The following is a 16151-nucleotide window of genomic DNA, read 5'->3' on the forward strand; positions in this document are numbered from 1 at the left end:
CAGCGACGACATGCATGACGGCTTCCTCCAACTCGCTCACTGCATGGTCCTCGCCGCCAAACTCCCCACATCAGCATTCTGAAAGAACCCCTTAGTCGGCGCGCGCCCGGATGATCCCGGGCCGGTGGCGCTCCGCCCAGCCACCAAGCCGGCCAGCGTCTCGTGCAGCTCGCGAGCATGGGAACTTTCCTGTCACCGCACCGCAACCCGGCGTGAGCATGGGAACCTTCCTGTCACCCCGCCCCTCTGCGATCCGGCGAGATCGCACGTGAGGTCGATCAGGTAACCGATAGGCTGCTCCGGCACCGGGTGGCACTGCCGCCGGCCCGGCGCAGGAGGACTTCGGCCAGCAGGATGGGGCGCGTCAGTGGTACCGGTATCGACAAGAAGCCGACGGCGAAAGCGGATCCTCGGCACCGCGGTCTCCGTGCTCGCGTGCGCGGCCCTGATCGGCGGGTGCTCGCGGCCGATCAGCGGCACCCCCACGACGCTCGGCGGCTACTCGACCACCGAGGTCGCCGGCCTGCCCGCCACCAACGGCCCGAGCGGCCCCAAGGAAGGTGCGCCGAGTTCGTCCTTGCCGGTCGAGGGCACCGACAACGGCGCGATGGACAAGCTCGCGCGCGACGCGGTTGCCGACATCGACGAGTACTGGAGCGAGACGTTCCCGAAGGCCTTCCCCGGCAAGCGCTTCGAGCCGGTCAAGCGGCTGGTGTCCTACGACTCGGGCGGCCCCGGCCTCCAGCTATGCGGGCAGAACACGGCGGGCGTGGTCAACGCCTTCTACTGCCCGCCGGAGGACTCCATCGCGTGGGACCGGGGCACCCTGCTCCCCGAGCTGAACAACAGCTTCGGGCCGATGGCCGTGGTGACGGTGCTCGCGCACGAGATCGGGCACGCCGTGCAGCACCGCGCGAGCACGGCCACCTCGAACGACCAGGTGATCGTGCTGGAGCAGCAGGCGGACTGCTTCACCGGCGCGTACTTCCGACACGTCGCCGAGGGTTCCTCGAAGTACTTCCAGGTTTCCACCGGGCAGGGCCTCAACGAGGTCATGGGCGTGCTGAACTTCATCCGCGACTCGCCGGGCGATTCCGACTTCCGCGACGGCAACGCGCACGGCTCCGCGTTCGACCGGGTCACGGCGTTCCAGTTCGGTTTCAGCGAGGGCCCGCAGCGCTGCGCCAAGATGGACTTCAACGACGTCCAGCGGCGCACGACGCTCTTCCAAGCGTGGAAGCCCATCCAGAAGGAGAACGCCAACCTCCCCGTGGACCAGCAGAGCCTCGACGCGGTGGAGAAGAGCCTGCGCACGGTGTTCCGCGACACCGGCGCCGAGCCGCCCAAGATCGTCGCGGGGCTGAAGCCGTGCGGCAGCCAGGAGGCCACATCACCGGCGTCGTACTGCCCCAGCACGAACACGATCTCGCTGGACATGGCGGCGTTGCAGAAGATCGGCCAACCGCCGAGCAAGAACGCGGACTCCACCGGCTACGGCGATTTCGCCGCATACGCCCAGGTCGCGTCCAGGTATGCGCTGTCGGTGCAGAAGGCCACGGGGCTGCCGCTGGACGACGAGGCCGCCGGCCTGCGCACCGCCTGCATGGTCGGTTCGTGGAGCGGGCTGCTGGTCGAGGACCCGTTCGGGCAGCGCAACCCGGTCGGCAGCCTGCGGATCGCGCCGGACGACATCGATGAGGGCGTGTCCGCGCTGCTCGGCGAGGACAGCCTGATCGCGGCGAACGTCAACGGCGATCAGGTGCCCGTCGGGTTCGCCCGGGTGGAGGCCTTCCGGGTCGGCGTCCAGGAAGGATTCGCCCCGTGCAGCACCAAGTACGGCGCGTGAGCTGACGGAACCGGCGGTGTCGTCCCGGATCGGGGCGGCACCGCTTTTCCTTGCGCACAACCCGGACCGGCCACGCACGTCCCACGGGTATGACGGAACGAGTTCTCGACTGGGAAGGCTTCCTGAACGCGCGGGATCTCGGCGGCCTCCGCGCCGGCGAGGGCCGGGCAACCCGCTGGGGAGCGGTGGTTCGTTCGGAAGACCCGGCGGCCCTCACCGCGGCAGGCTGGTCTGGGCTCCAGCAGCACGGCATCCGCACGATCATCGACCTGACCGGAGACGACGAGCAGGAGCCGGACGCGGCACCGCGCCCGCCCGAGCTGACGACGGTGCACCTGCCGCTGGACGACCACTCCGACACCGACTTCTGGGACCGGTGGGGCGGCGGAATCTCCTGCACGCCGCTGTACTACCGGGCATTCCTGGACCGGTTCCCGCAGCGCACCGCGGAGGTGTGCGGAGCGATCGCCCGCGCAGAACCGGGCGGCGTGCTGGTGCATTGCGGCGGCGGGCGAGACCGCACCGGCCTGATCGTGCTCGTGCTTCTCGCCCTGGTCGGCGCCGACCCGGCGGATATCGCCGATGACTACGCCCTCAGCCACGTCCGCCGCGCCGAGCAGTGCGCCAGGGTGGGCCTGGGCGACGACACACCGAAGATCGAAGAGATCATCGCCGAGCACGGCACGACGGCGGGCAACCTCATCCGCGAGGCCGCGACCTCGCGGGACATGGCGGCATACCTGCGTTCCGGCGGCCTTCCCGACGCGGATGTGACCGCCTTGCGGGACAGGCTCCTCGACTAGGACGCGAAAGACCGGGCGCCGATTTCGCGTGAAATCGGCGCCCGGGAAACCTTGCTCAGAACAGGGCGCTGGCCAGCGCCCGGCGGGCCGCGGCGACCCGGTCGTCGCCTTCGGGGAAGACCTCGAACATCTCGATCAGGTGCCGGCGGATCCGGTCCCGGTCGTCGCCGGAGGTGCGCTTGATCGCGCGGATCAGCCGGTCGAAGCCCTCCGCCACCCGGCCGATGGCGACCTCCGCGTCGGCGGCGGCGAGCTGCGCGTCGACGTCGTCGGGGGCCGCGTCGGCCCGCTCGATCGCGGCCGGGTCGGCCTGTTCGGCGCGGGCGGTGAAGCGGACCTGCGCCAGCGCGGCCTTGGCCTGCTCGTTGTTCGGCTCGCTGTCGAGGATCTTCTGGTAGGCGGCCTCGGCGGCGGCGTAGTCGCCGCTCTCCAACGCGTCCTCGGCGGCGGTGAACCGCGGGTCCTCGGGCTCCTCGGCGGCGGGCTCGACGCCCTCCTCGGCCGCGCGGATGCCGGGCAGCTGGTCGCGCAGGGCGTTCAGCAGCGAGTCGATCCACTGCCGGATCTGCGGTTCCGGCTGGGCGCCGGAGAAGGCGTCCACGGGCTGACCGCCGGCGATGGCGATCACCGTCGGCACCGACTGCACCTGGAAGAGCTGCGCGATGCGCGGGTTCGCGTCGACGTCCACCTTGGCCAGGACCCAGGCGCCGTTGCTCTCCTGGGCGAGCCGCTCCAGCACCGGCGACAGCTGCTTGCACGGTCCGCACCACGTCGCCCACAGGTCGACGACCACGGGCACCTGCAGCGACCGCTCGACGACCTCGGCCTGGAAGGTGGCCTCGGTGACATCGATGACCGCGGCGCTCGCCGGCGCCGCCGGGCTGTCGCCGTTGGCGGGCGCCTGGGCGGCCCGGGCGGTGGCGTCGGCCCGGTTCTTCAGGGCCGACAGGTCGACTGCGCCCGCCATCGCGGCGGACATCGCTGCTGCTTGCTGGCGTGGATCCGGCCTCGTCACGCCTCCATCCTGACACGTCCCGCTGGTCGCGTGGTCGCTGGGCGGCAGATCTTCCGCGACCCGCGAAACCGCACGTCCAGAACCGACACGCCGACGACGCCCGAGATCAAACCGAAGTAGTGACGAAATGTCCCTCGAACAGGTGGCAAAGCGGGTTCACCCCTAAGGCTCGGCGGCTTCGACCACCGAAGGGGAAATTGAGCCCGCGAGTGACGGTTGTTTTCTCACGGGTCTGCGGGGCCTCCATTTGGGGGACCTTCAGTCAGTAGTTCAACGAGAGGTACGAAACAGTGCGTATTGCTACCCGTGTTGCCGGCGTCGCCGGTGCCGCCGCCCTCGGTGTCCTGACCCTCGGCACCGCCGCGTTCGCGGACAGCGCCGAGAACGACGGCATCAACGCGGTCGACGACAACAACATCAGCGCCGTCCCGGTGCAGGCGTGCGGCAACAACGTCGGTGCCGCCATCGGTGTTGTCGTGCCGGTCCTGTCGCCGCAGGCCAACAACTGCGTCAACGCGCCGGTCGTGGACCACCCCAAGGGCTGACGCAACTCAAGCGCCGGACCGGGGGCGGCTGCTCGCCGCCCCCGGTCTTTTGCTGCGCCTACTCCCCGCGCAGGTGCTCCTCGACCCGCCGCACCTTCGAATGCAGCTGGTTGGTGTGCCCCGGCCGGATGTCCGCCTTGAGCACGAGGCTGGTGCGCGGCGCGTTCGCCGAGGCCGCCTCGGTGGCCCGCTTCACGACGTCCATCACCTCGTCCCACTCGCCTTCGATCGTGGTGAACATCGAGGTCGTCTCGTGCGGCAGCCCGGACTCCCGCACCACCTTCACCGCGGCGGCGACCGCCTCGCTGACACTGTCGCTGTCCCCGGCCCCGCTCGGGGCCACGCTGAACGCAACTAGCACGTCTGCTCCTCCATTCCGGACCGGCGGCGTGGTCCGCCGGTCACCACGATCATGCTCGGGCAGCGGCACGGTCCTCCTGATTTCGCCCTACCCGCACCACAGCCACCAACTCGTCGGTAACCGCTGCTAGCGTCGAACACCATGAGCACCCGTAGTCCACTGCCCTTCGACCCAATCGCTCGCGCGGCCGAGATCTGGGCCGACCGGGTAGGCCCGTCGACGACGATGGCCGCGGTGACGAGCGTGATGCGGGTCCAGCAGATCCTGCAATCGGCGGTCGACGGTGCGCTGCGACCGCACAACCTGACGTTCGCCCGGTACGAGGCACTGGTGCTGCTGAGCTTCTCGCGGCGCGGCAGCCTCCCGATGCGCGTCATGGGCGACCGGCTGCAACTGCACCCGACCAGCGTCACCAACATCGTCGACCGGCTGGAGCAGGACGGCCTGGTCCGGCGGGTGCCGCACCCCACTGACCGGCGCACCACCCTGGTGGAGATCACCGAGGACGGCCTGGACCAGATGAAGAAGGCGACCGAGTCGGTCACGGAGATCGACTTCGGGCTGCGCGGCATCACCGAGCGGCAGACCCAGCAGCTCACCGAGCTGCTCGGCAAGGTGCGGCACGCCGCCGGGGACTTCTGAGTCAGTTCAGCTCGCGCAGCGCGTAGCGAACCCGGCCCCAGAACGTCGGCTCGTCGGAGTCCGATTCGGTCAGCAGCCCGCGCCGGTTCGCCCAGCGCTCGAACCACACCGACGCCAGCGGCGGGATCGACGCCACCAGCGCCAGCACCAGCACCCCGAACCGCCAGCGCAGCGGGCTGAACACGACGAGGCAGGTCACCACGTAGGCGGTGAAGACCAGCCCGTGGACCCAGCCCATGACCGTCACGCCCAGCGGCTGCTGAAAGCCGTACTTGAACGCCATCGCCACCAGCAGACCGACCCACGAGAACGCCTCGGCGATCGCAACCGCCCGGAACCACCCGGCATACGTACGCGGCACGTCAAACCCACTTCCGTTCCAACGGCACTCCCCTGCGAGTGTGCCGGGTGTCGCCAATCACACCGATGCCGGTCCGCTACGGGCGGGTCTGGTCGTCGACCCAGGCCAGGTAGGCGGGGTTGCCGCCGACGATCGGGGTGGCGATGATCTCCGGCACGTCGTAGCCGTGGTTGGCCATGAGGTGCTCGACGAGTTCCGGGAGCCGCGCGGCCGAGGTCTTGATCTGCAGCTGCCACTCGGCGTCGTCCTGGGCGGCGCCCTCCCACACGTAGAAGCTGCGGATCGGCACGACCTGAACGCAAGCCCCCAGCCGCGCCTCGACGACGCCGCGGGCCAGCTCGGCGGCCGCCTGCTCGGAGTCGGTGGTGGTCACGACCTGCACATGATCAGACATGCGCCCAGCGTATCCAGCGGCCCGCGTCGGAGGCCGGTGACAGGAAGGTTCCCATGCTCCACTCCCGCCGGCGTCCGGCTGAGAGCATGGGAACCTTCCTGTCATCCCTGCGTCAGCGGCGGGCTCCGCGGAGGACGTTCGCTTCGGTGCTCAGGTAGTTGTTCCGGTAGTCGAAGCGCGGGGTGTCGGAGAAGAGCAGCCAGTAGTACTTCATCTGCTCGGACCACCAGTAGCCCGGGCAGGTGTCCTCCTGCGACGGCGGCTTCGCCGTGACGTCGGCGAGAGCGGCGAAGCCGTACTTCGTCTTCGACGTCTTCACCATGTGATCGAAGTGGACGTTCGCGCGTTCGCGGAAGACCTCGTCGCCGGTTTCCAGCCAGAGCATGAGCGCCGAGTCGGCGAACTCGGGGCGCAACGCGTTGCTCCGGTCGCTCGCCGACATCGTCGAGTAGTCCACAGAGGTCGGGATCACCCCGAACTCGTCCTGCACGGTGTTGAACGCGTCATGGTAGGCGCGCCCCTCGGCGACGCGGCCGGATTCGCCGAGCAGGCCGGCGTAGAACGAGGCGAGCACGCTCTGCTCGCGGCTGAGGACTTCTCCGGTGAACGCGTCGACCTGCGGGAACCACAGCATGTTCTGGTGGCGTTCGGCCTGGTGGGCGAGGATCGCGTCGGTGAGCGCGTCGTACCACTGGCGGAGTTCTTCGTCGCCGAACAGCGCGTAGCCGTCCCAGAGGTACTCGTAGTAGGAGTCGCCCGGCGGGCCTACGGTGGCCTGGCGGTTCCGCCACTCGCCGGTTTCGGCGTGGATGTCGTGCGGCAGCAGGCCGAGTTCGGTCCGCTTGTCGTAGACGACCCGCATGGCCTGCTTGGCGAGGTCGAAGTAGCGCCGGTCGCCGGTCCACTCCGAGAGGATCCCGAACTCGGCGATGTAGGTGCCGACCTCGACGATGTTGGTCTCCGGCCGGCTGACCGCGCCGGTCGCCAGGTTCACGTAGCGGTAGGGCAGGCCGGTCGGGGATTCGGTGAAGGCCGGGAGCAGCCGGTCCGCCACGTCGACAGCCAGTTCCAGCAGCCGCTGCTCACCGGTGCAGTGGTACGCGGCGGCGAGCCCGCCGACCATCCGGATGTTGGTCTCGAACACCTGGAACGGCGCGTCGATGTCGAAGCTCAGGTTCTCCTTGATCCACTGCACGGCGCGCTCGACTTCGGAGTCGGCTTCCATCAGCCACAACGTGTCGATCGCCTCGACGAGGCTCAGCCCGATGGAGTGGCCCTCGACGAAGAAGTCCTCCCGGCCGCCGGAGATCGGCTTGATGTGGTCGGCGCCCATGGCCCGCTCGACGTAGTGCTGCCATGCCCACAGGAATTCGCGGCGGACGGCCTCGGCGACCGGCTTCCAGTCCCGCCGGGCCGGTGCCCCCGACGCCACCGCCGGCGACGCGGCCAACAGCCCGCCGGCAACGGCCGCGCCGCCGAACAAACGCAGCGCGGATCTCCTGGGGATGCTTCGGGGCATCGCCGCCTCCTCACTGGACAACCTTGTCAAGCCGGGCCGGTTCACCGTCGTCGGAGACGCCGCGGAGGTCAATGCGGATCGCCGTTCTTGTCCGTTTTCGACACCGCGGCGCGGCGTTCGGCCGCGCCGAATACCGCCGCCCGACGACTTGACCCGCGCGGCCGCGACAACGCCCCGCCGGTCCGGGTTCCGGCTGCGAGCATGGGAACTTTCCTGTCACCCCGGGCCGGAAACCCGCAGGATGGGAACCTTCCTGTCATCGATCGGCCGGGCCGGCGGGTCGCGCGGGCCGGGATCGGCGGGCGCAAGGATGGGAACCTTCCTGTCATCCCGCCCCGGAACGCAGGGGGCCGGGTTGGGCCGATCAGCGGATGCCGTGGGGCCAGGCGTAGTCAGATCCGGGTGGCGGCATTGACAGGCGGCGAAGGGCTGCGATCCAATGCCGCCCATCATGACAACGTTGTCTGAGTCCGGGAACGTCCGGCGCGCCACGATGAACGACGTGGCGCGGCTAGCGGGCGTGAGCATCAAGACCGTTTCGCGTGTCGTCAACGCCGAGAGCGGCGTCCATCCGGCGACCGCGGAGCGGGTGCTGGCCGCCATCGACCAGCTCGGGTTCCGCCGCAACCTCAGCGCCCGCAACCTCCGCCGCGGCACCGGGACCGGCACGCTGGGCCTGGTCCTGGAAGACCTGGCGAACCCGTTCTACTCGATGCTGACCCGCGCGGTCGAGGAAATCGCGCGGGTGCAGGGCAAGCAGGTGCTGACCGGTTCGTCCGATGAGGACCCGGCGCGGGAACGCGAGCTGGTGCTGGAGTTCTGCGCGCGCCGCGTCGACGGGCTGATCGTGGTTCCCGCCGGTCACCAGCACGGGTACATCGCGCACGAGATCCACGCCGGGACGCCGGTGGTGTTCGTGGACCGGCCGCCGGGCAACCTCGACGCCGACACCGTGCTGATCGACAACGCCGGCGGCACCGCGCTCGCCGCCCGCCACCTGGCCGAGCACGGGCACCGCGAGATCGCTTTCCTCGGCGACGCTCCGGAGATCCACACTGCCGCCGAGCGGCTGCGCGGTTTCCGGGAAGGCTGCGCGCAGGCCGGTGTGCCGTTCTCCCCCGACCTGGTCCTGATGGGCCCGCACACCGACGAGTCGGTCGCGCAGGCGCTTCGTTCCACGCTGCAGCGCGCGACCGCGCTGGTGACCGGCAACAACCGGATCACCGTGCACGCGCTGCGCGCGCTGGCCGGTCAACCCCATCGGCCGGCGCTCGTCGGCTTCGACGACTTCGAGCTCGCCGACCTCCTCGACCCGCCGATCAGCGTGGTCACCCACGACACCTGGGCGCTGGGCCGGTCGGCGGCAGAACTGCTGTTCGCGCGGCTGGACGGCGACCGCACGCCGCCACGCCGCCTGGTCGTTCCCACTCGGCTGCTCGCCAGAGGTTCCGGAGAGGTATCACGTTGAGTTCTGTCCACAATGATCAGTCCGGCCCGGCGGTTCCGATCGCCCTGCCGGCCAACCAGCCCCGCCAGTTCTACCGGGGCGGTGCGTCGATCGCCGCGCTACGCGGCTCGGACGACCGCGAATTCGGCCCGGAGGATTGGGTCGCGTCCACCACGACGCGGTTCGGCCAGGCCGAGTCGGGCCTGTCCCGCCTGCCGGACGGGCGTTTGCTGCGCGACGCGGTGACCGCCGATCCCGAGCGGTGGCTGGGCGCCGAGCACGTGGCCGCCTTCGGCGACAGCACCGCGCTGCTGGTCAAGCTCCTGGACGCCGGGCAGCGGCTGCCGGTGCACTGCCATCCCTCGGACGCCTTCGCCCAGCAGCACCTCGGTTCCCGGTTCGGCAAGACCGAGGCGTGGATCGTGGTCGGCACGTCCGGCGCGAACCCGGTGGTGTACCTGGGTTTCCGCGAAGACGTCGCGCCGGAGACGGTCGCGCATTGGGTGGCCACGCAGGATTCGTCGGCGATGCTCGGTTCGCTCAACGAGATCCCGGTCCGGCCCGGCGACACCGTGCACGTCCCCGCGGGCACCCCGCACGCCATCGGCGAAGGCGTGTTCATCGTCGAGCTGCAGCAGCCGACGGACTTCTCGATCACGTTGGAATGGCAGGGTTTCCTGGCCGATGCCGAGGGCGCGTTCCTCGGCATGGACCGGCAGACCGCGCTCGAAACGGTCAACCGCGACGGTTTCGGCGATGCGGCGCTGGACTCGCTGATCAAGCGCACCGCGGACCGGTCCGAGCCCCGCGTCCCGCTGCTGGCCGACGACGCAGCACCCTTCTTCCGCGCCGAGCGCCTGCACGGCGGCGTCGAGCTTGAGCCGTCGTTCGGCGTGCTCATCGCGCTGGACGGCAGCGGGAAGTTGCGCACGGACGGCGGCGCCGAACTGCCGCTGCACCGCGGCAGCACCGCCGTGATCCCGCATTCCGCCGGGGCCGCTCGGCTCGAAGGGGACGTCACCGTGGTGCACTGCCGCCCGCCGGCCGCCGGGAGCCCGAGATGACCGAACCGCTCCTGGAAGCCCGCAACCTGGTCAAGCGCTACGGCAGCGTGGAAGCGCTGCGCGGCGCGTCGTTCACCGTGCATCCGGGTGAGGTCGTCGCGCTCATCGGCGACAACGGCGCCGGCAAGTCGACGCTGGTGAAATGCCTTTCGGGCGTGGAGCAGCCGGATTCGGGGCAGATCCTGGTCGGCGGCAAGCCGGTGACGCTCGACTCCCCCGCCGCCGCCCGGTCGCACGGCATCGAGACCGCCTACCAGGACCTCGCGGTGGCGCCGGACCTCGACCCCGCCGCGAACCTGTTCCTGGGGCGGGAGATCCGGCGGCCCGGGCTGCTCGGCCGGCTCGGCATGCTGGACAAGGCGAAGATGCGCGAGCAGGCCGCCGAGCAGTTCGCGAAGTTCGGGGTGTCGCTGCAAGACCTGTCGGTGCCGATCGGCTCGCTGTCCGGCGGGCAGCGGCAGAGCGTCGCGGTCGCGCGCTCGGTCACCTGGGCGGACAAGCTCGTGTTCATGGACGAGCCCACCGCCGCGCTGGGCGTCGTGCAGCGCGAACGCGTGCTGGAGGTGATCCGGCGGGTTCGCGACACCGGTATCTCGGTGGTGCTGATCAGCCACAACATGCCGGAGGTGCTGTCGGTCGCGGATCGGGTCGAGGTGTTGCGCCTCGGCAGCCGGGTGGCGCGGTTCAGCGCCGCCGAGGCGACCCTGGAGGACCTGGTCGGCGCCATGACCGGCGCACTGTCGCAGGAGGACGCGAGCTGATGGCCACCCAGCAGGAAACACCCGAGTCCACTGTGGAAGAGAAAGCGCCGGCCCCGGCGAAGGGGTTCGGCGCACGGTTGGCCTCCTCGAACACGCTGTGGACCGGCCTGGTGCTCATCGTCCTGTGCGTGCTGTTCAGCGTGCTCCGCCCGGACGCCTTCCCCACCCTGTTCAACGTCCAGAACCTGCTGGTGCAGGCGGCGCCGCTGCTGATGCTCGCGGTCGGCATGACCTTCGTGATCATCACCTCCGGCATCGACCTGTCGGTGGGATCGGTGCTGGTGTTCTCCGGCGTCGTGTCGGCGATGACCATGGAATGGCTCAGCGGCGGCGACGCGACGAACGCCGGCTGGGGCGTGATCGCGATCGGCCTGCTGGTCGCGCTCGTCGGCGGCGCGCTGTGGGGCCTGCTGAACGGGTTGCTCGTCGCCGTCGCCCGGGTCCCGGCGCTGATCGTCACGCTCGGCTCGTTCGGCGCGGCACTCGGTGCCGCGCAGCTGCTCACCAACGGCATCGACGTGCGCACGGTGCCCAGCGCGCTGCGCAAGACCCTCGGCACCGGGACGTCGTTCGTGGTGGTCCCGAACCTGGTGATCCTCGCGGCGGTGATCACGCTGCTGGCGTTGTGGCTGCTGCACACCACGGCCTTCGGCCGCTACACCTACGCGATCGGCTCGAACGCCGAAGCCGCCCGCCGCAGCGGCATCAAGGTCACCCGGCACCTGGTCACCGTCTACGCCCTCACCGGGGTGCTGGCCGGGCTGGCCGGGTTCATGTCGCTGGCCTACTTCGGCACCACCACGATCAGCGGGCACAGCAACGACAACCTGAACGCGATCGCGGCCGTGGTGCTGGGCGGGACCAGCCTGTTCGGCGGCATCGGCACGGTGCTCGGCAGCGTCATCGGCGTGTTCATCCCCGCCGTGCTCGACGCCGGATTCGTGATGACCGGGGTGCGGCCGTTCTGGCAACCGATCGCGGTCGGCGCGGTCCTGGTCGCCGCGGTCTGGCTGGACCAGCGCAGGCGGCGGGCGCGCAACAACCGCTGACACTCGATCTTCGGCACAACGGCGTGTGGAGGTAAATCGCTGATGAGAACGCACAAAACCGCGCTGGCGCTGGGTGCGGCGCTGCTGCTGGCAGGCTGCGGGTCCGGCCAGATCGGTGACACCGGCAGCGGGCAGACCGATCCCAACAACAAGAACCTCGCCCTGATCACCGGGATGCGCGGCGAACCGTTCTACGTGTCCATCGAATGCGCTGCGCAGCAGGAGGCGAGCGCGCAGGGCTACCAGCTGAACTCGCAGGCCCCGGAGAAGTTCGAGCAGGCCGAGCAGTCGCAGATCCTGGGCGGCATCGTCAGCACCAAGCCCGGCGCGGTGATCATCGCGCCCACCGACGACAAGGCGCTGGCCGCGCCGCTGCAGCAGGCCAAGAGCAACGGCATCCAGGTCGTCGAGGTCGACACCGCGCTGGAGGACCGGTCCATCTCGGTCACCTCGCTGTCGTCGGACAACTACGCGGGCGGCCGGCTGGCCGCGCAAACGCTGGCGCAGCTGGTCGGTGACAAGCCGGGGTCGGTGCTGGCGCTGAACACGAAGGCGGGTACCTCGACCACCGACGCGCGGGCCAAGGGCTTCGAGGAGGAGATCGCCAAGCACTCGAACCTGAAGCTGCTGCCCACCCAGTACACCGAGAACGAGGCGGCGACCGCCGCGCAGATCGTGTCGGCGACGCTGGCCGCGAACCCCGACCTGGTCGGCGTGTTCGGCACCAACCTCAACACCGGCGAAGGCGCCGCCACCGCGCTGTTCAACGCCGGCAAGTCCGGGCAGGTGCAGCTGGTCGGGTTCGACGCCAGCCCGAAGCAGGTGGACGACCTGCGCAACGGCCGGGTCCAGGCGCTGATCGCGCAGAACCCCGGCAAGATCGGGCAGGAAGGCGTCAAGCGCGCCATCGCGGCGATCAAGGGCCAGCCGGTCGAACGGGAGACCAAGACCGAGATGATCGCCATCACCAAGGACAACATCGACCAGCAGGCGCAGTACTTCTACAAGGCCCACTGCTGATCGCCCGTGCCGGGGCCGGCGTCATCGCACCGGCCCCGGCACGGCGCCGGGCTACCTTGGGTGCATGGGCAAATACGGCGAACTCTTCCCCGGCCGGAAGCTCCAGCACGAAGGCGACCAGACCGGCATCTCGCGAGGGCACGACCCCGGCGGGCCGCTGGACCTGGAAAGCGGTGTGGTGTTCCTCGCGCCGCCCGAACGGTCCGCGGCCGACGAGCAGGACGACACCGCTGGTCCGGAAGCCGACTGAGCGCCGCGGCACCGGACCGGGGCATCACAGGCTGGTAGCGGATCGCCACAATCACACGCAGCGTCCACTTCGCTCCGTTAATGTGCCACGGGCAGGTGATCAGGGCCGTGATCACCCGCAATGTCGATCACGATCCGTGCTTGATCGCCATGCGCCGTGCCCGCACGTCAGGGGAGGAAGGAACGCCGTGCAGCCGTTTGGGAGCCCCGGTCTCGATCAGGCCGAAGCCGTCGAGGACGGCACCGCCCTGATCGGAAACCTCACCCCCGCCGGAGCCAACGGCCCCATCGCCCCGGAGCAGCGCAAAGCGCTCGCGCAGCGCATCGGGGCTGACTGGAACCGGATCAGCTCGGCCGTCGCCGAGCTGTTCGCCACCGGCGTCCCCGAGAACGACCCCCGCACCCAGCAGGTGATCCACGAGCACTACCGCTGGCTCTGTCACTTCTGGACCCCGGACCGGTCCTCCTACCTGCGGCTGGCGGAGATGTACGTGAACCAGCCGAAGTTCCGCCGCCGCATCGAGCGCCGGAAGCCGAAGGGCATGGCGGACTACATGCGCGACGCGATGATCACCTACGCCTGGGCGAAGCTCCGCTGACCGGCCGCCAGGCGGCGCGGGGTGACAGGAAGGTTCCCATGCTCTCACCCCGGGCGCGGTGACAGGAAAGTTCCCATGCTCTCTCCCGCACGGCCGGGAAGTGACAGGAAGGTTCCCATCCTCTCGCCCAGTCGCGGAGGTCAGCGGCCTGCGGTGACAGGAAGGTTCCCTTGCTCTCACCTCGCCCGCCCGCGGCGGCGGCTGTCAGAGGCATCCCGTTGAATGGCGGTCATGCCGAGGTGGGTGCTGCACATGGACATGGATGCGTTCTTCGCATCCGTGGAGCAGCTGACCCGCCCCACCGTCGGCGGGCGCCCGGTGCTCGTCGGCGGCCTCGGCCCGCGCGGCACCGTTGCCGGCGCCAGCTACGAGGCCCGGGAGTACGGCGCGCGGTCCGCGATGTCGATGGCCGAGGCGCGCCGCCGCTGCCCGGTCGCGGTGGTGCTCCCGCCGCGGTTCCGCGTCTACCAGGCGGTGAGCAAGCGGGTGCTCGGCATCGTCCGGGAGGTTTCGGACGTCGTCGAGCAGGTCTCGGTCGATGAGGCGTTCCTGGAACCCACCGAGCTCGCCGGGGCCACCACGGCGCAGGTCGAGGACTTCGCCACGCGGCTGCGCGCCCGGGTGCACCGCGAAGTCGGCGTGACGGCGTCGATCGGCGCGGGTGCCGGTAAGCAGCTCGCCAAGATCGCCTCGGGACTGGCCAAGCCGGACGGCATGCTCGTGGTGCCGCCGGAGGAACAGCTGGAACTGCTGTCGGGACTGCCGGTGCGCAAGATGTGGGGCATCGGGCCGGTGACGGAGTCGAAGCTGCACCGCATCGGCGTCCAGACGATCGGCGAGCTCGCCGCGCTGCGCCCCAACGACGTGACGTCGCTGCTCGGGCAGGCGCACGGCACCGAGCTGCACCGGCTCGCGCACGGCATCGACGAGCATCCGGTGGCCGAGCGCGCCGAAGCGAAGCAGGTCAGCGCCGAGACGACGTTCGACGTCGACATCACCGACCAGGCGAAGCTGCAGGCCGAGGTGACCGGGATGGCCGAGTCGGCGCATCGCCGGTTGGTGTCGTCGGGGCGCGCCGCGCGCACCGTGACGATCAAGGTCCGGGACTCCGACTTCACCACGATCAGCCGCGCGGAAACGTTCTCGTCGGCGACCAGCGATCTCGGTGCGCTCGCTGCGGCGGCGCGACGGCTGCTGCCCGTCGCAGTCCCGCCGGGCACGCCGGTCCGGCTGGTCGGCGTCTCCTACTCGGGACTGGCGACCTCGGAGCAGGAGCCGCTGTTCGGCAACCCCGCCGACCAGCCGGAATCTCCGGCGCCCGCCGCCCTGCCCGTCCCCGAACCGAGCCCGGAGCCCTCGACCCGGCACTGGCGGGCGGGGGACGACGTGCAGCACAGCGAGTTCGGGCACGGCTGGGTGCAGGGCGCCGGGCACGGTCGCGTCACCGTCCGTTTCGAGACCGCCACCAGCGGCCGCGGGGTGGCCCGCACCTTCGCCATCGACGCCCCGGAGCTGACCTCGGGGGACCCGATCGACAGCCTCGGCTGGTAGCCGTCAGGCCTGCGGCGGCGGGAGCTCCCGCTTGTACCGGCCGATCCACTTCTGCGGGGCGACCGTCTGCACCGCGCCTTCCAGCTCCCTCGGCAGCCTGCTGATCGGCGGCAGGTGGAACCGGTAGCGCTCGCCGGGCAGCCCCGGCATCGACGGCTGCTCCTCCACCCGCCAGCGGTCCAGCTCCGGGTGCCGCGCCGCGAATCCCGGATCCGCGGGGTAGAGCTCCAGCGCGTGGCGGCGCTCCGGCGCGACCGGGCGGCGGTGCTGGATCCACGGCAGCGTGCCGACCCCGACGGCCTTGATCTCGTCCCACGTGACGCCGAACACCTCGCCGCGGGTGCGGGCGTAGAAGCCGCTGCGGTCGAACAGGAAGCCGCGACTGTTGAGCATGCCCCGGGAGGCGGTGAGGAACCAGAGGAAGATCACGCCGAAGATGAGCTGCCAGATCCACAAGCCGACGCTGTTGCCGTTGTTGACCAGCGCCGCGGCGACCAGCACGGTGAGCAGCCCGCTGACGCCGCCGCCGATGAGCAGCGCCTTGAAGCTGCTGGCGCTGACGTCGACGTCGTGCGCGTCCGCGCTCAGCAGCGTCGGGCGGTGCCCGCCGCCGGGCTGCACCCGGGTGGCGGGCTCGGCGGCTCCGGCCGGGTCCGAGGTGTAACGGGCGGTGTTACGGGGGCGTGCCGGGACGGTCGCCCGTTCCTGCTCGACCCGGTCGGCCCGTTGCCATCCCCCTGGAAGCCACTTCATGCCGTCCAGGGTAGCCACGCCGGAGCCGGTCGATCACCGACGGTGCGGATCTCCGGGTAGATCTCAGGGTCGGCCGGGGTCAGGCTGTCGGTACGCGGAGGATCAGGGCATCACCCTGCCCACCACCACCGCACAACGCCGCCGCACCAACCCCACCACCACGACGCCTCAA

At 70.4% G+C, this 16151-nt stretch carries 18 protein-coding genes; 12 read left to right on the top strand and 6 right to left on the bottom strand.

What is annotated here, in order from left to right; translation table 11 throughout:
* Positions 1 to 427 precede the first annotated feature (427 nt).
* Together AB0H93_RS43565 and AB0H93_RS43570 are read left to right on the top strand one after the other, a co-directional pair.
* Positions 428 to 1846 carry a neutral zinc metallopeptidase gene (locus tag AB0H93_RS43565; RefSeq protein WP_358582681.1) on the top strand — a complete coding sequence of 473 codons (1419 nt, stop codon included), beginning with the start codon at positions 428 to 430 and terminating at the stop codon, positions 1844 to 1846.
* Between the two features lie 89 nt (positions 1847 to 1935).
* Positions 1936 to 2649, top strand: coding sequence for a tyrosine-protein phosphatase (locus AB0H93_RS43570; RefSeq protein WP_358582683.1), 714 nt, complete (start codon positions 1936 to 1938; stop codon positions 2647 to 2649).
* Positions 2650 to 2704: 55 nt separating this feature from the next.
* Here AB0H93_RS43570 and trxA read toward each other — a convergent pair whose 3' ends face one another.
* A complete protein-coding gene (gene trxA, locus AB0H93_RS43575) occupies positions 2705 to 3628 on the bottom strand; it encodes a thioredoxin (RefSeq protein ID WP_358582687.1) in 924 nt (307 codons plus the stop codon).
* A 326-nt stretch (positions 3629 to 3954) separates the two neighbouring features.
* Between trxA and AB0H93_RS43580 the strand changes: the two genes are divergently transcribed.
* Positions 3955 to 4209 carry a hypothetical protein gene (locus AB0H93_RS43580; RefSeq protein WP_358582690.1) on the top strand — a complete coding sequence of 85 codons (255 nt, stop codon included), beginning with the start codon at positions 3955 to 3957 and terminating at the stop codon, positions 4207 to 4209.
* Positions 4210 to 4267: 58 nt separating this feature from the next.
* Here AB0H93_RS43580 and AB0H93_RS43585 read toward each other — a convergent pair whose 3' ends face one another.
* Complete coding sequence (locus AB0H93_RS43585) at positions 4268 to 4570, bottom strand: MTH1187 family thiamine-binding protein (protein WP_358582692.1); 303 nt, start codon at positions 4568 to 4570, stop codon at positions 4268 to 4270.
* A 141-nt stretch (positions 4571 to 4711) separates the two neighbouring features.
* Between AB0H93_RS43585 and AB0H93_RS43590 the strand changes: the two genes are divergently transcribed.
* Positions 4712 to 5212 (top strand): MarR family transcriptional regulator, encoded by a 501-nt coding sequence (locus AB0H93_RS43590; protein ID WP_358582694.1) that lies wholly within the window; start codon positions 4712 to 4714, stop codon positions 5210 to 5212.
* Between the two features lies 1 nt (position 5213).
* Here the strand turns inward: AB0H93_RS43590 and AB0H93_RS43595 are convergent, their stop codons facing one another.
* From AB0H93_RS43595 to AB0H93_RS43605, 3 genes are all read right to left on the bottom strand, one after another.
* Entirely contained in the window at positions 5214 to 5573 is a 360-nt protein-coding gene (locus AB0H93_RS43595; protein ID WP_358582696.1) for a DUF3817 domain-containing protein, read from the bottom strand.
* A gap of 76 nt (positions 5574 to 5649) precedes the next feature.
* Entirely contained in the window at positions 5650 to 5967 is a 318-nt protein-coding gene (gene cutA / locus AB0H93_RS43600; RefSeq protein WP_358582699.1) for a divalent-cation tolerance protein CutA, read from the bottom strand.
* Between the two features lie 112 nt (positions 5968 to 6079).
* On the bottom strand, positions 6080 to 7486 hold the full coding sequence (locus tag AB0H93_RS43605; RefSeq protein WP_358582701.1) for a glycoside hydrolase family 47 protein: 1407 nt from the start codon (positions 7484 to 7486) through the stop codon (positions 6080 to 6082).
* A 493-nt stretch (positions 7487 to 7979) separates the two neighbouring features.
* On the opposite strand from AB0H93_RS43605, the gene AB0H93_RS43610 reads away from it, so the two are divergent.
* The 8 genes from AB0H93_RS43610 to AB0H93_RS43645 all read left to right on the top strand — a co-directional run bounded on the left by AB0H93_RS43610 (position 7980) and on the right by AB0H93_RS43645 (position 15226).
* Positions 7980 to 8954: a LacI family DNA-binding transcriptional regulator gene (locus tag AB0H93_RS43610; RefSeq protein WP_358582722.1), complete on the top strand. Its 975-nt coding sequence runs from the start codon at positions 7980 to 7982 to the stop codon at positions 8952 to 8954.
* Positions 8951 to 9997: a class I mannose-6-phosphate isomerase gene (locus tag AB0H93_RS43615; RefSeq protein WP_358582704.1), complete on the top strand. Its 1047-nt coding sequence runs from the start codon at positions 8951 to 8953 to the stop codon at positions 9995 to 9997. The genes AB0H93_RS43610 and AB0H93_RS43615 overlap by 4 nt, the downstream gene beginning before the upstream one ends.
* The gene (locus AB0H93_RS43620; protein ID WP_358582706.1) at positions 9994 to 10758 is read left to right on the top strand and encodes an ATP-binding cassette domain-containing protein; all 765 of its coding nucleotides are present in this window, start codon (positions 9994 to 9996) and stop codon (positions 10756 to 10758) included. The genes AB0H93_RS43615 and AB0H93_RS43620 overlap by 4 nt, the downstream gene beginning before the upstream one ends.
* Complete coding sequence (locus tag AB0H93_RS43625; RefSeq protein ID WP_358582708.1) at positions 10758 to 11807, top strand: ABC transporter permease; 1050 nt, start codon at positions 10758 to 10760, stop codon at positions 11805 to 11807. The genes AB0H93_RS43620 and AB0H93_RS43625 overlap by 1 nt, the downstream gene beginning before the upstream one ends.
* A gap of 42 nt (positions 11808 to 11849) precedes the next feature.
* Complete coding sequence (locus tag AB0H93_RS43630) at positions 11850 to 12827, top strand: ABC transporter substrate-binding protein (RefSeq protein WP_358582711.1); 978 nt, start codon at positions 11850 to 11852, stop codon at positions 12825 to 12827.
* Positions 12828 to 12891: 64 nt separating this feature from the next.
* Positions 12892 to 13077, top strand: a complete 186-nt coding sequence (locus AB0H93_RS43635) for a hypothetical protein (protein ID WP_358582713.1) — start codon at positions 12892 to 12894, stop codon at positions 13075 to 13077.
* Between the two features lie 187 nt (positions 13078 to 13264).
* The gene (locus AB0H93_RS43640) at positions 13265 to 13675 is read left to right on the top strand and encodes a TipAS antibiotic-recognition domain-containing protein (protein WP_358582715.1); all 411 of its coding nucleotides are present in this window, start codon (positions 13265 to 13267) and stop codon (positions 13673 to 13675) included.
* A 231-nt stretch (positions 13676 to 13906) separates the two neighbouring features.
* Positions 13907 to 15226 (top strand): DNA polymerase IV, encoded by a 1320-nt coding sequence (locus AB0H93_RS43645; protein ID WP_358582717.1) that lies wholly within the window; start codon positions 13907 to 13909, stop codon positions 15224 to 15226.
* Between the two features lie 3 nt (positions 15227 to 15229).
* Here the strand turns inward: AB0H93_RS43645 and AB0H93_RS43650 are convergent, their stop codons facing one another.
* A complete protein-coding gene (locus AB0H93_RS43650; protein ID WP_358582720.1) occupies positions 15230 to 15979 on the bottom strand; it encodes a hypothetical protein in 750 nt (249 codons plus the stop codon).
* Positions 15980 to 16151: the final 172 nt, after the last annotated feature.

This window comes from Saccharopolyspora sp. NPDC050642 (genome assembly GCF_040654735.1).
GTDB classification, from domain to species: Bacteria; Actinomycetota; Actinomycetes; order Mycobacteriales; family Pseudonocardiaceae; genus Saccharopolyspora; species Saccharopolyspora elongata.

What these genes read in the sequence shown, in the direction of transcription:
- AB0H93_RS43605 (WP_358582701.1), bottom strand. Translation starts at nt 7,486, where the DNA reads ATGCCCCGAAGCATCCCCAGGAGATCCGCGCTGCGTTTGTTCGGCGGC.
- AB0H93_RS43625 (WP_358582708.1), top strand. Translation starts at nt 10,758, where the DNA reads ATGGCCACCCAGCAGGAAACACCCGAGTCCACTGTGGAAGAGAAAGCG.
- AB0H93_RS43620 (WP_358582706.1), top strand. Translation starts at nt 9,994, where the DNA reads ATGACCGAACCGCTCCTGGAAGCCCGCAACCTGGTCAAGCGCTACGGC.
- AB0H93_RS43650 (WP_358582720.1), bottom strand. Translation starts at nt 15,979, where the DNA reads ATGAAGTGGCTTCCAGGGGGATGGCAACGGGCCGACCGGGTCGAGCAG.
- cutA (WP_358582699.1), bottom strand. Translation starts at nt 5,967, where the DNA reads ATGTCTGATCATGTGCAGGTCGTGACCACCACCGACTCCGAGCAGGCG.
- AB0H93_RS43630 (WP_358582711.1), top strand. Translation starts at nt 11,850, where the DNA reads ATGAGAACGCACAAAACCGCGCTGGCGCTGGGTGCGGCGCTGCTGCTG.
- AB0H93_RS43610 (WP_358582722.1), top strand. Translation starts at nt 7,980, where the DNA reads ATGAACGACGTGGCGCGGCTAGCGGGCGTGAGCATCAAGACCGTTTCG.
- AB0H93_RS43570 (WP_358582683.1), top strand. Translation starts at nt 1,936, where the DNA reads ATGACGGAACGAGTTCTCGACTGGGAAGGCTTCCTGAACGCGCGGGAT.
- AB0H93_RS43645 (WP_358582717.1), top strand. Translation starts at nt 13,907, where the DNA reads ATGCCGAGGTGGGTGCTGCACATGGACATGGATGCGTTCTTCGCATCC.
- trxA (WP_358582687.1), bottom strand. Translation starts at nt 3,628, where the DNA reads ATGTCCGCCGCGATGGCGGGCGCAGTCGACCTGTCGGCCCTGAAGAAC.
- AB0H93_RS43635 (WP_358582713.1), top strand. Translation starts at nt 12,892, where the DNA reads ATGGGCAAATACGGCGAACTCTTCCCCGGCCGGAAGCTCCAGCACGAA.
- AB0H93_RS43590 (WP_358582694.1), top strand. Translation starts at nt 4,712, where the DNA reads ATGAGCACCCGTAGTCCACTGCCCTTCGACCCAATCGCTCGCGCGGCC.